This window comes from Gilliamella apis, assembly GCF_030758615.1.
Classification (GTDB): domain Bacteria; phylum Pseudomonadota; class Gammaproteobacteria; order Enterobacterales; family Orbaceae; genus Gilliamella; species Gilliamella apis_A.
Genome location: NZ_CP132381.1, coordinates 2,575,062 through 2,587,453, shown reverse-complemented (window position 1 = coordinate 2,587,453; position 12,392 = coordinate 2,575,062). Strand labels below are relative to the sequence as shown.

At 33.5% G+C, this 12,392-nt stretch carries 13 protein-coding genes; 12 read left to right on the top strand and 1 reads right to left on the bottom strand.

Annotated features, from left to right (window positions below; all coding sequences use genetic code 11):
- The first annotated feature begins 58 nt into the window (after positions 1–58).
- From tmk to yciH, 7 genes are all read left to right on the top strand, one after another.
- Complete coding sequence (gene tmk / locus RAM17_RS11880; RefSeq protein WP_110447109.1) at positions 59–685, top strand: dTMP kinase; 627 nt, start codon at positions 59–61, stop codon at positions 683–685.
- Positions 686–696: 11 nt separating this feature from the next.
- Positions 697–1,695, top strand: a complete 999-nt coding sequence (gene holB, locus RAM17_RS11875; protein ID WP_181414615.1) for a DNA polymerase III subunit delta' — start codon at positions 697–699, stop codon at positions 1,693–1,695.
- Positions 1,696–1,757: 62 nt separating this feature from the next.
- Positions 1,758–3,158 carry an MBOAT family O-acyltransferase gene (locus RAM17_RS11870; RefSeq protein ID WP_110447111.1) on the top strand — a complete coding sequence of 467 codons (1,401 nt, stop codon included), beginning with the start codon at positions 1,758–1,760 and terminating at the stop codon, positions 3,156–3,158.
- 18 nt (positions 3,159–3,176) lie between these two features.
- Positions 3,177–4,448 (top strand): SGNH/GDSL hydrolase family protein, encoded by a 1,272-nt coding sequence (locus RAM17_RS11865; RefSeq protein ID WP_110447112.1) that lies wholly within the window; start codon positions 3,177–3,179, stop codon positions 4,446–4,448.
- Positions 4,441–5,616 carry a GDSL-type esterase/lipase family protein gene (locus tag RAM17_RS11860; protein ID WP_181414616.1) on the top strand — a complete coding sequence of 392 codons (1,176 nt, stop codon included), beginning with the start codon at positions 4,441–4,443 and terminating at the stop codon, positions 5,614–5,616. The genes RAM17_RS11865 and RAM17_RS11860 overlap by 8 nt, the downstream gene beginning before the upstream one ends.
- A gap of 30 nt (positions 5,617–5,646) precedes the next feature.
- Positions 5,647–6,354, top strand: a complete 708-nt coding sequence (gene pyrF, locus RAM17_RS11855) for an orotidine-5'-phosphate decarboxylase (RefSeq protein ID WP_110447114.1) — start codon at positions 5,647–5,649, stop codon at positions 6,352–6,354.
- A 1-nt stretch (position 6,355) separates the two neighbouring features.
- A complete protein-coding gene (gene yciH, locus RAM17_RS11850) occupies positions 6,356–6,676 on the top strand; it encodes a stress response translation initiation inhibitor YciH (RefSeq protein ID WP_110447115.1) in 321 nt (106 codons plus the stop codon).
- Between the two features lie 49 nt (positions 6,677–6,725).
- Here yciH and tmaR read toward each other — a convergent pair whose 3' ends face one another.
- A complete protein-coding gene (tmaR, locus tag RAM17_RS11845) occupies positions 6,726–7,046 on the bottom strand; it encodes a PTS system regulator TmaR (RefSeq protein ID WP_065577725.1) in 321 nt (106 codons plus the stop codon).
- A gap of 304 nt (positions 7,047–7,350) precedes the next feature.
- Here tmaR and accD point away from each other — a divergent pair, with 304 nt between their 5' ends.
- Genes accD through purF form a run of 5 tightly spaced genes read left to right on the top strand, consistent with a single transcriptional unit; the run spans position 7,351 to position 12,156 of the window.
- Complete coding sequence (gene accD / locus RAM17_RS11840; RefSeq protein WP_110447116.1) at positions 7,351–8,241, top strand: acetyl-CoA carboxylase, carboxyltransferase subunit beta; 891 nt, start codon at positions 7,351–7,353, stop codon at positions 8,239–8,241.
- A 6-nt stretch (positions 8,242–8,247) separates the two neighbouring features.
- The gene (gene folC / locus RAM17_RS11835) at positions 8,248–9,519 is read left to right on the top strand and encodes a bifunctional tetrahydrofolate synthase/dihydrofolate synthase (protein WP_110447117.1); all 1,272 of its coding nucleotides are present in this window, start codon (positions 8,248–8,250) and stop codon (positions 9,517–9,519) included.
- Positions 9,520–9,531: 12 nt separating this feature from the next.
- On the top strand, positions 9,532–10,074 hold the full coding sequence (locus RAM17_RS11830; RefSeq protein WP_110447118.1) for an SPOR domain-containing protein: 543 nt from the start codon (positions 9,532–9,534) through the stop codon (positions 10,072–10,074).
- A 60-nt stretch (positions 10,075–10,134) separates the two neighbouring features.
- On the top strand, positions 10,135–10,620 hold the full coding sequence (locus tag RAM17_RS11825; protein ID WP_110448014.1) for a CvpA family protein: 486 nt from the start codon (positions 10,135–10,137) through the stop codon (positions 10,618–10,620).
- 18 nt (positions 10,621–10,638) lie between these two features.
- The gene (gene purF, locus RAM17_RS11820) at positions 10,639–12,156 is read left to right on the top strand and encodes an amidophosphoribosyltransferase (protein ID WP_306240231.1); all 1,518 of its coding nucleotides are present in this window, start codon (positions 10,639–10,641) and stop codon (positions 12,154–12,156) included.
- Positions 12,157–12,392 lie beyond the last annotated feature (236 nt).

Sequence of the window (12,392 nt, the reverse complement as noted above, 5' to 3'; positions counted from 1 at the left end):
TAGCGTACAATACTCAACATTAATCATCAATTCATTATTAATCATTTAGGAATTTTGTATGACAGGTAAATTTATTGTCATCGAAGGTTTAGAAGGTGCAGGCAAAACAACCGCCATCAATACTGTTGCACGTATTTTAAAACAACATCATATTGCTGATTTACAATTTACTCGCGAACCTGGCGGTACTCCAATTGCAGAAGCATTACGAAATATTATTAAAAATGGTTTAGATAATGAACCGCTAACCGATAAAGCGGAATTGCTAATGCTTTATGCTGCTCGTATACAATTGGTTGATAATGTAATTAAACCGGCATTAAAAATGGGGAAATGGGTTATTGGTGATCGACATGATTTATCAACTCAAGCTTATCAAGGTGGTGGGCGACAGATCGATAAGGTTTTTATTGAAACATTACAAGCTCAGGTTTTGGGTAAATTTAAACCTGATTTAACATTGTACTTAGATGTTGCGCCAGAACTCGGTTTAATGCGGGCCAGATCCCGCGGGCAGCTTGATCGCATTGAACAACAATCATTACCATTCTTTGAGCGTATTCGTCAGCGTTATTTACAACTAGCTGAGCGTGATAATACTATTGTGACCATCGATGCCAATCAATCTATAGAAGAAGTGACAGCTCAAATTGAAACTATTTTGAATTCATGGCTAATAAATTAGGTTTTGGTTTTATGATTTTTAATAAATATCCTTGGCTTGCATTACCTTTTCAGCAACTTGCTGATACGATTGTTAATAATCGGGCACATCATGCCATGTTAATTAATTATATTCAGGGAAGTGGTGAAGAAGAATTGATAAATCTACTGGTTAATCGATTAATTTGTCAATCTTCACAACAATTAGAGCCTTGTGGTAATTGTCATAATTGCCAGTTGTTTTTATCTCAGCATCATCCTGATTATTACGTAATTACACATGAGCAAGGTAAACAATCAATTGGTATTGATCAAATACGTAGTATTTCGACTAAAGTTTATGAAAAATCACAGCAAGGTGGCAATAAAATAATTTGGATCAAACATGCGGCTTCAATGACGGAAGCTGCAGCTAATGCATTGCTAAAAACATTAGAAGAGCCGCCAGAAAATACCTATTTTATTTTGAGTGATGAGCATAATAGCCAATTTTTACCCACAATTCACAGTCGTTGTTTTAGTTATTTTTTACCTATTCCAAAATTAGAACAATCCATTGATTGGTTAAAAAAACAACACAATCACCTATACAGCGATAATGAGCTTGCCACTGCATTATTATTGAGCGAAAATGCGCCACTAAATGCAGCAATATTACTTCAACCTGAAAAATGGCAGCAGAGAAAATCATTTTGTGAAAATTTATTAGAAATCTTACCGCAAAATAATTTTTGGCAATTAGCAAAAACTTTTAATCATGAAGGTTTTTTTGAGCACATTACTTGGTTTTGTGCATTGTTAAGCGATGCCTTAAAAGCCAAACAAAAAGTAGGTCGATACATAGTTAATCGCGATCAAGTGCCTTTAGTCAGGCTACTTGCGACAAAGAATAATGATGAAATAGCTTCGTTGTATCAAATTTGGTTACAAGCGAGGAATTTATTGTTATCGGTCACTGGATTAAATAAAGAATTGATTATCTATAATGCTTTAGCTCAATCACAACTAATTGGCTATCAGCAGCAGAATTAAGAGAGTAATAATATAGAAATAAAGTTTTGGTCAACGGTATATTTACAGATGAAAGGATTGCAGTGAGTTATTTATCGATTGAATTTGGTCTAATTTTTGTGGGTTTCTTTGCGATATATTGGGCTTTTAGATTATTACCAAAATTTCAGAATATATTACTTTTGATTTCAAGTTATCTTATTGTTGCTAGTTATAGTTTTCAGTTTGCTGTTATCCTTTTTATTTATACCTGCGCGATATATTTTGTTTCTGTGATGATTGCTGGTTCCAAACATCATGCTAAGCGATGGTTGATATTAGGATTGGTTGCGGCAATCATCAATTTAGCATTATTTAAATATTTTGATTTTTTTCGATATGAGTTACAGTCATTATGTAATTATTTAAACTTATCAATTTTGATACCTGTTGTTACTGTTCTTATTCCAATAGGCATTTCATTTTATACTTTCCATTCTGTAAGTTATTTAGTATCTATTAAAAAGAGAGAATTACCGGTAGCGAGATTTTGGGATTTTGCTTTGTTTTTAGCTTTTTTCCCCAGTTTAATTGCCGGTCCAATCAATCGAGCAAAAACGTTTCTACCTCAAATAGCGGTAAATCAACCTAGAGATATATTAGAGCCCTTTCGCGCTTTTACATTAATTATTTTAGCCGTCATAAAAGTTTATTGTCTGGGCGGATTAATTAGTGAAAATTGGGTAACGCCAATTTTTTCAAACCCTTTAGAATATAGTGTTATTGATTTATTAGTTGGCTTATATGCTTATGCTATGCAAATTTATCTTAACTTTTCTGGTTATACTGATTTAGTGACAGGGATTGCACTTTTATTAGGTTTTCGGTTGCCGATTAACTTCAATTTTCCTTATTTAGCCTTTAATTTACGTGAGTTTTGGGATCGCTGGCATATTAGCTTATCTCATTGGATTAGAGATTATATATATATTCCTCTCGGTGGCAGTCGTTGTGGTTTTGTTCGCACTCAAGTTAATGTGATGTTAGCGATGTTGCTGTCTGGATTATGGCATGGAGCTGGGATTAATTTTATTATTTGGGGGGCCTGTCACGGTATAGGCATTGTCTTTCTTAATATTTTAGATCGTTTTATAGGTAGAGGATGGATAACGCAACGTTCGCCAACTGTTGCTCGATTATTATCTTGGCACTATATCTGTTTTACCTGGCTATTTTTCTGTTGTGAGAGCTTCACTGATGCATTAGATTACCTATATGCTTTATGCCACAATTTTACCGTAGATTCACATTATATCGGGGCATTTATAAGTATAGGTATCGTATTTTTTATATATCCAATATGTAAAAATATTCCTACTTGGAGTGCGGTACAGTTTAGTAAAATAAATAGTGTTTACCTGCCAGTTTTTTTTATCCTTATATTATGGCTAACAATCTATTTAGCACCTTCTGGTGTACCAAATTTTATTTATGCTAATTTTTGATTATGATGAAAAATTAAAATGACATACAAAAAAACATTTTCGAAAAATAGAAGAAATAGGTCTAGAAAAGTTAGGCCACAAAATAAATTGTTGAAAAATAATACTTTTAATAATAAGAGAACTAAAAACAATTTTAAAAAATCAGATTGTTTACTAGATAAGCAAGATACGCTTTCTGCAAAAAAAATTTTTTTCCTATTATTTATTACCGGTATTGCATTAATTGCAATTTATCAACGATCAATTTTAATCTATTGGCAACAAACTTATCATTCCGATCTTTTTAATTCAGAAAGTGTTACTCAAGACTTCATAAAAGAAGATTCTGACGAACCTATAGATGAAATTTTATTAGGATCTCAAACAACAACCGTTGAACAGAATGATAACTTAAAAGATGTTAATATTCATTTGGTTAAAGATGTTCTAATTATTTCACAACCAGATGTTGTTAAAATAAACAATACGACTAAACAACAAATACATAATCAATCCATTCCTAATAATAAAGATGTTACTCAATCAAAAAATCAGCCAAATGAGCTAGTAAACAATCAAGCATCTTTATTAACTGATATTGAAACACCTAAAGTGCCAAAACATGATATCCCATTAATTCATGAACCATTACCAATAGTATTAACTGAAAATGATAAGGTCTTTTTTGCCGGTGATTCATTAATGCAAGGCGTTGCACCATATGTTAAAAAAATGTTATTCAAACAATATAAAATAGAAAGCATTGATCTTAGTAAACAAAGCACGGGCCTTGCTTACCCAAAAGCCTTTAATTGGCCAAAAACAATTAGTGATAACTTAATTACCGATCCTTCTATTAAATTACTTGTGGTATTTCTGGGGCCTAATGACCCGTGGGATTTTCCCTTAAAAGGATACCCTAAATACGTTAAATTCAAATCACCTATATGGGAAGAAGAATACCGTTTGCGTATAGCTGCTATTTTAAATAGTGCTTATGAGCATGATGTACAAGTCCTTTGGCTAGCAGCTCCTTGTATGCGTAAACCGAAACTCAATGAAGGCATGGTGTATTTAAATATGTTGTATCAATCTGAAATAGAAAAAGTACAACAACATTTTTTAACTACTAATCAGTTATTAGGTTGTACTTATGAGAATTTTACAAGTTTTGTTGAATCCGATAAAGGAAAAATAAAAGTAAGGGTTGATGATGGCGTCCATTTTACCACCACCGGCCAGAAAATTTTAGCCACGGCTATTATGGAAAAAATCATTTTTAAACAATTAGAGGACAATGATAGTGATTAAACTTTTAAAGTATATTCTTACTGTAATGATTGTCACTGTTTCTGTTGGTTGCAGTGTCGCTGAAAGTAGAACAAGTGCACTATCCGGTATTGTTGACTTTGGCGATCCCAATAGCAAACAATTTATCCAACGATTAAACTCATTGTCCAAAAATACAAATAGTAATCAAGTAGTGAATATCACTCAACTTGGCGATTCTCACTCTGCAGCAGATTTTTTTACTGGTGAATTTCGAACTTTGATGCAACAAAAATATGGTAATGCAGGGATTGGCTGGGTCACTCCGGTTGCGATAAAAGGTCAAAGCCATGCAGGGGTAAGTTGGAAAGTAAAAAACTGGAATGTATTAAGTAGCCGTACATTAAGTAATTTAGATTTCCCGATGGGAGGATTTATTGCTAAGCCAACCAAAGATGTAGCGACTATACAGCTGATACCTAAAAATGCAGGCAACAAAAATTGGCGAGTACAATTAACCGTTAAAATTTTAAAAAATAGTCCTAATTTGTTGAATATTTATGATGCTAATGATAAAAAAATAGATATTAGCTATTCATCCAAAAGTAATGTCTGGCAGACAATATCTTTTATCACTAAAGCACCTTTTTCTATCAAAGCAACTAACGATATTGAAATAGGTGGTATATGGTTAACTCGTTACCAACAATCTGGCGTTGTTGTCTCTTCGATTGCAACTAATGGTGCCAAACAGACAATATGGCAGAAGTGGGGCCCTAACTGGTTAAATGAATTATCGGCATCAAAAAGTGATTTGATTATTCTTGAATATGGTACAAATGAAAGTTTTGATGAAACTTTAGATGCGAATGCTTATCGTAAAAACTTGGTGAAAAATATTCGTCAAATTCGCAAATCCTCACCAAATTCGGTAATATTATTAATGACGCCACCAGATACAATGTTAAATGAAAAGAATTTTCCAAAGTCTTTTGCTAAAGTAATGAGTATCCAAAAACAAGTTGCTAAGTCAGAGAAAACGCTATTTTGGGATTGGCAACTGGCAATGGGCGGCCCTCATTCTATTAAAGATTGGCGTAGGCGAGGCCTTGCTCGTCCAGATTTAGTACATCAAACATTACAAGGTTATAAAGAAAGTGCTCGTATATTCTATGCTGATTTAAGTGAATTTATTAAAAAGAATAGTTAAAAATTTATAATTAAAAGGAATAACTAAGTTATGTCATCTCCAATTATTGTTGCTGTTGATTTTTCTGATACAAAGTCCGCATGGAATTTTATTGATAAAGTTGAACCTAAAGATTGTCGCCTTAAAATCGGTAAAGAATTATTTACTCATGCTGGTCCTGATTTTATTAAACAGATACAACAAAAAGGTTTCGATATTTTTTTAGATCTCAAATTTCATGATATTCCTAATACGGTAGCCAAAGCGGTAGCTGCTGCTGCTGAGTTAGGTGTCTGGATGACAAATGTTCACGCCAGTGGTGGAGTGCGCATGATGGAGGCGGCGAAAGATGCCCTTTACCAATATGGAAAAGATGCACCTTTATTAATTGCGGTCACTGTACTAACGAGTATGGAATCTTCAGATCTTAAAGAAATTGGTATTGAGGTATCGCCATTAGAACAAGCAACTCGTTTAGCATTATTGGCCAAAAACTGCGGGCTTGATGGTGTAGTTTGTTCAGCTAAAGAAGTACAGAGCTTTAGAACGCGACTTGGTAGTGATTTTAAATTGGTTACACCTGGTATTCGTCCGGCCGGTTCTACACCTGATGATCAGCGACGAATTATGACTCCACAACGAGCGCAGGCAGCTGGTGCAGATTATTTAGTCATAGGTCGTCCTATAACGCAAGCGGATGATCCAAGCAAAGCATTACAAACTATTTTATCAACACTTGATTCATCTAAGAGCAATTAGTATGTCAGATAATCCAATTGTTTATTCAACTGAGCATGGTCGAATAACACCTGAAAAAGCCACTAAGCTTCGTCCTAAAGGTGATGGTATTATTCGTATTTCACGTCAGACATCGGGCCGAAAAGGAAAGGGAGTTTGTGTGATTGATGGTTTTGACTTAGATGATGGCCAATTACAGCAATTAGCCGCCGATCTTAAAAAACGTTGTGGTTGTGGCGGTTCGGTTAAGGATGGAAAAATTGAGATTCAAGGTGATAAACGCGATCTATTAAAATCACTAATAGAAGATAAAGGATTTAAAGTTAAACTTGCTGGAGGTTAGTAACCAGAAAATAATACCCTTTTAAAAAAGGGTATTATTTGAAAAGAAATTAATTAGAACGGTAACCACGCATTTTTTTACTGATGTCACGACGTTCCTTAGAAATTTCAGCATTTTTGATGATGTAATCATCAACACGATCATCGTAATCGCTCTTCATGTTGGCAATAATAGCTTGAAGCTCTTCGTAAGTCATATCAGGTTTAATATAATCACTTAAATTTTCAAGTAATAATACGCGCTTTTGGTTGTCACGAATTTTCTTCTCGTTATCTGAGATTTCGCGTTTTAATTTGTTTAAACGACGTGACAAACGAATGTATTCAAGAACATCTTGAAATGATGGTGCGGCTGATTTTTCCTTGTCCATCTATAACCCCTTATTTCTGAAAAAATGAAAAACAATTATTCTTTAATTATATACCAATAATTTTTTGTGGTCATATTAAATATAGTTTTATTGTTAAATGTTATAGTTAAAAATTAATTTTGATGATTATTTTTGTTTTGTCTGAACTTTTTTAAAGTTTGGTTGTATATTATTTTTAAGTAATATCAAAAATTTTATTGAATTGCGGATAAATTGATATAAAAGCAAAAACAAGTATTAAGAATTATTGCAAAGTATTATACAATACGTCGTTAATTATAGAGTACCGAATGAGAGAATCATAATGAGCTGGATTGAAAAAATTCTGAGTAAAAATAATATATCGTCAGATCATAAAAAGGCGAATATTCCAGGTGGTGTTTGGACTAAATGTAGCAATTGTGAGCAGGTCATTTATCAAGCTGAACTTGACCGAAACTTAGAGGTCTGTCCGAAATGTGATCACCATATGCATATTCCTGCCCGAGTTCGCTTATATCGTTTCTTAGATGAAGGATCTGATGTCGAAATTGGTGCAGAACTTGCTCCGAAAGATATTTTAAGATTCAAAGATACTAAAAAATATAAAGATCGTTTAACTGCGGCACAAAAAGAAACTCACGAAAAAGAAGCTATGGTCGTTATGAAAGGAACACTACTAGGCATTCCGGTTGTCGTAGCTTGTTTTGAATTTGCTTTTATTGGTGGATCAATGTCATCGGTGGTTGGCGCTTTATTTACTCGTGCTGCTGAACAAGCAATTGCAGATAAATGCCCACTAATTTGTTTTTCAACCAGTGGTGGTGCTCGTATGCAAGAAGCACTATTCTCATTAATGCAAATGGCAAAAACGAGTGCTATTTTAGCTAAAATGCAAGATGAAGGATTACCATACATTTCAGTAATGACCGATCCAACAATGGGCGGTGTATCTGCAAGTTTAGCTATGCTAGGCGATATTAATATTGCAGAGCCTAAAGCATTAATTGGTTTTGCTGGCCCTAGAGTAATACAACAAACTGTACGTGAAACATTGCCAGAAGGATTCCAACGTAGTGAGTTTTTACTTGAAAAAGGCGCAATTGATATGATTATTCATCGTCGAGATATGCGACCAAAAATTGCTGGTTTATTGGCTAAGTTAATGAAACTTCCTAACCCTTTTGATAATGTCGTTAATGATGAAACAATTTAATTGATCATGCAAAATAAAATCCCTGATGCCATGTCAGATCTTGAGACATGGCTTTGTTACTTGGAACAGTTACACCCTTCAAGCATTGAATTAGGGCTGGAAAGGGTAAAATCAGTCGCTGAGCGATTAGATTTATTACAACCAGCACCTTATATTTTCACTGTAGCAGGCACTAATGGCAAAGGGACAACTTGTCGTACGCTAGAAATGATTTTACTTGCTGCTAATAAGCGTGTTGGTGTTTACAGTTCTCCACATTTATTACGTTTTACTGAGCGAGTTAGAATCAATAATCAAGAGTCAACCCCATCAGATACTGTTAAGGCATTTGCTGCGATTGAAAAGGCCAGAGGCGATGTTTCATTAACCTATTTCGAATATGCAACACTGGCGGCTTTATATCAATTTAAGCAAGCTCAACTAGATATCGTTATTTTAGAAGTGGGGCTAGGTGGTAGGTTAGATGCCACCAATATTGTTGATGCTGATATTGCAATTATAACGACAATCGGTATCGATCATGTTGAATATCTTGGCAATACCCGAGAAAGCATTGGGCAAGAAAAAGCGGGTATTTTTAAACCTAAAAGCATCGCTGTAGTTGGCGAACCTGAAATACCATCTTCCATTTTAGACGTTGCCCATGCTATAAATTGTCCTATCTTTGCTGTAAACAAAGATTGGTCTTATCAACAAATTGATAAATTATTCTGGCAATTTCATTCTTCGATAAAGCAGTATAAAAATCTTCCGATTCCACATGTACCTCTAGCTAATGCTGCAACAGCAATTGCAGCCCTTAGTTATTCACCATTTTCTATTACTCAAAAACAAATAGACAGTGCTCTTGAAAAAACTAGCTTGATAGGACGTTTTCAAATCATCCAATCATCACCAACAGTAATCGTTGATGTTGCTCATAACCCTCATGCGGCCAGTTATTTAGTCAAGCAAATTGAGTTATTAAAACAACAACAATTAAAAGTTGGAAAAGTGAGATTTGTGATAGGAATGCTTAAGGATAAAGATATTAAAAGTACTTTATCTATATTTAATGCTGATCAGTGGTATTGTGCTTCACTTTATGGTGAACGGGGATGTAATGCTGATATATTAAAGCAGTTTTTACAAGAAGAAAATGTAGCGAACATTGCAACGTTTGATTCGGTATATGAAGCATATCAAAAGGCTATGCAAGAAGCTAAAGAAGATGATATTATTGTCATTTGTGGTTCATTTCATACCGTTTCTGCCGTTTTGGATACTGTAAGCAACTAGGCAAATGTGAACATGGATAATAATCAAGAGAAAATTAAATGTGGCTCAAATAAAGTTAGAAATCAACTTATTGGTTTTGCTACATTTTTATTAATAATTGCTATTATTGCTCCAAATATAATCACGGATAAATCTAATTCGCAAACATCAACAGTTCCTATATTACAATCAGGTGTAATAGATGAACAAAATCAAGATGTTGCTCTGAAAAATGATTCTTCTTATACACCTGATTCAGATCAATATCCTAGCCCTTTAGCTTCACCTGATATTATTGATGAGAGTTTTGATTCTCAAATAACGACATCTTCTGAACAAACTGATAAACCCTATATGATTCAGCTTGGTGCATTAAAAAATAAGAAAAAAATTGAGGAACTAGTTGCCTTATTAAGGCTGAATAACTATAACGTTAGAGTGATACCAAATAATCCTGGGCCAAATCAACTGATAAAATTACAAGTGGGTCCTTATGCGAAAAGAGAACAAGCTGAACAGTTGATTAGTAATTTAAATAATTTAACTAAGTTAAAAGGTGTAATTATTACTAATTAACAACCATTTTATGATGTATAAAGATTAAAAAATATTAATATAAAATTGTGAGTTATTATGATGAATTGGGTTGATTTTACGATTATCGGTGTGATTCTTTTATCAGCACTGATTAGTATTATTAGAGGTTTTGTCAAAGAAGCGCTATCTTTAATTAGTTGGGTGCTAGCGTTCTTTATTGCCAGTCGTTTTTATATGTACATTACTAGTTATTTGACTTATTTTGATAGTGATGTAATTCGGATTGCAGTTGCTATTGCGATACTTTTTATTTCGACATTAATTGTTTGTGCAATCGTCTCTTATATTATAGGTCAATTAGTCCAAAAAACAGGACTATCAAGTACCGATCGAGTATTGGGAATTTGTTTTGGGGTATTAAGAGGTATTTTAGTTGTTGCAGCAGTGCTCTTTTTTGTTGATACCTTTACACCTTTATCTCAATCTCCATATTGGGTGCAATCACAACTTATTCCGCATTTCCATTTTATTATTCGCTGGTTTTTTGATTTTATACAGCAGTCGTCTTCATTTTTAGTTCAATAAGTTTGAGGTAATCATTGTATGTGTGGTGTTGTTGGTATTGTAGGATGTAGTACTGTTAATCAATCTATTTATGATGCTTTAACTGTTTTACAACATCGTGGACAAGATGCAGCTGGGATTGTAACCATTGATGAACAAAATCGCTTTCGTTTACGTAAAGCAAATGGTTTGGTAAAAGATGTATTTCAAGAACATCATATGCAACGTTTACAAGGTAATCTAGGTATAGGTCATATTCGTTATCCAACCGCGGGTAGTTCAAGCCCTTCAGAAGCTCAACCTTTCTATGTAAATTCGCCATATGGCATAGCATTGGCTCATAATGGTAATTTAACTAATACTGAACAGTTACGAGATAAGGTGTTTGAATTAGCAAGACGTCACATAAATACTAGCTCAGATTCAGAAGTATTACTTAATATTTTTGCTAGTGAGTTGGATAAATTTCCGACTTATCCGTTAACTGCAGATAATATCTTTAGTGCTGTCCATCAAGTTCATCAAATTATTAAAGGAGCTTATGCTTGTGTCGCAATGATTATTGGTCATGGGCTGGTTGCTTTTCGCGATCCATTTGGTATCCGACCATTGGTTATTGGTAAAAAAGTTATTGATGATCAAAAAACAGAATATATGGTTGCCTCTGAAAGTGTCGCTTTAGATATTCTCGATTTTGAATTTATGCGAGATGTAGAGCCAGGCGAAGCTATTTATATTACTCAAGATGGTCAGCTTTATTCTAAACAGTGTTCTGATAATCCGCAATATTACCCATGTATTTTTGAGTATGTTTATTTTGCTCGACCTGATTCATTTATGAATGGTGTATCTGTTTATCAATCACGGATATTAATGGGGCAAAAACTAGGACAAAAAATAGCTAGAGAGTGGAAAGATATTGATATTGATGTCGTCATCCCTATTCCAGAAACATCTTGTGATGCAGCTCTTGAAATTGCTCGTATTTTAGATAAACCTTATAGACAAGGATTTGTTAAAAATCGTTATGTAGGGCGCACCTTCATTATGCCTGGACAAAATGCTAGAAAACTTTCAGTAAGAAGAAAACTTAATGCTAACCGTATTGAGTTTGAAGGTAAAAATGTACTTCTTGTTGATGATTCTATTGTCCGAGGGACGACCTCTGAAAAAATTCTTGAAATGGTTCGTTCTGTTGGCGCTAAAAAAGTTTATTTAGCTTCGGCTGCACCAGAAATTAGATATCCTAATGTTTATGGTATCGATATGCCTGTTGCTAGTGAGCTAATTGCTTATAATCAATCAGTAGATGAGATTGCAAAAGAAATCGGAGCTGATAAATTAATATTTCAAGATCTCTCTGATTTAATTGATTCTATTAGAGAACAAAATCCCAAAATTCACCATTTAGAATGTTCTGTATTTACTGGCAACTATATTACAGAAGATGTTGATGATAATTATTTTAATCAATTAGAGAATAATAGAGCAGAAACTAAAATATCTTTGCCAATTAAAGAATCTGAAAATCTTGAAATTTATAATGAAGAACAATAGCAGTTATTTAATATTGCTAAAAATTATGACAAGATTATAATAAAAAAATCTGAAGTAGTAATTTCAGATTTATTTATTGAAACCAATCAGTTTAATTAGTTTGAAATTTGAACGTATCGATTAATTGTTCATTAGTAAAAAACTATATTTTTCAACAAAGTAATAAAAAAGCTAATTTATCCTAAAAAACTCTCTAATATAACCTTATGAAAAATAAGGATAAAATCTATCTTTAC

Excerpts from the sequence above, each read along its gene's own strand:
- tmk (WP_110447109.1), top strand. The coding sequence starts at position 59 with ATGACAGGTAAATTTATTGTCATCGAAGGTTTAGAAGGTGCAGGCAAA.
- holB (WP_181414615.1), top strand. The coding sequence starts at position 697 with ATGATTTTTAATAAATATCCTTGGCTTGCATTACCTTTTCAGCAACTT.
- RAM17_RS11865 (WP_110447112.1), top strand. The coding sequence starts at position 3,177 with ATGACATACAAAAAAACATTTTCGAAAAATAGAAGAAATAGGTCTAGA.
- pyrF (WP_110447114.1), top strand. The coding sequence starts at position 5,647 with ATGTCATCTCCAATTATTGTTGCTGTTGATTTTTCTGATACAAAGTCC.
- yciH (WP_110447115.1), top strand. The coding sequence starts at position 6,356 with ATGTCAGATAATCCAATTGTTTATTCAACTGAGCATGGTCGAATAACA.
- tmaR (WP_065577725.1), bottom strand. The coding sequence starts at position 7,046 with ATGGACAAGGAAAAATCAGCCGCACCATCATTTCAAGATGTTCTTGAA.
- accD (WP_110447116.1), top strand. The coding sequence starts at position 7,351 with ATGAGCTGGATTGAAAAAATTCTGAGTAAAAATAATATATCGTCAGAT.
- folC (WP_110447117.1), top strand. The coding sequence starts at position 8,248 with ATGCAAAATAAAATCCCTGATGCCATGTCAGATCTTGAGACATGGCTT.
- RAM17_RS11830 (WP_110447118.1), top strand. The coding sequence starts at position 9,532 with ATGGATAATAATCAAGAGAAAATTAAATGTGGCTCAAATAAAGTTAGA.
- RAM17_RS11825 (WP_110448014.1), top strand. The coding sequence starts at position 10,135 with ATGAATTGGGTTGATTTTACGATTATCGGTGTGATTCTTTTATCAGCA.
- purF (WP_306240231.1), top strand. The coding sequence starts at position 10,639 with ATGTGTGGTGTTGTTGGTATTGTAGGATGTAGTACTGTTAATCAATCT.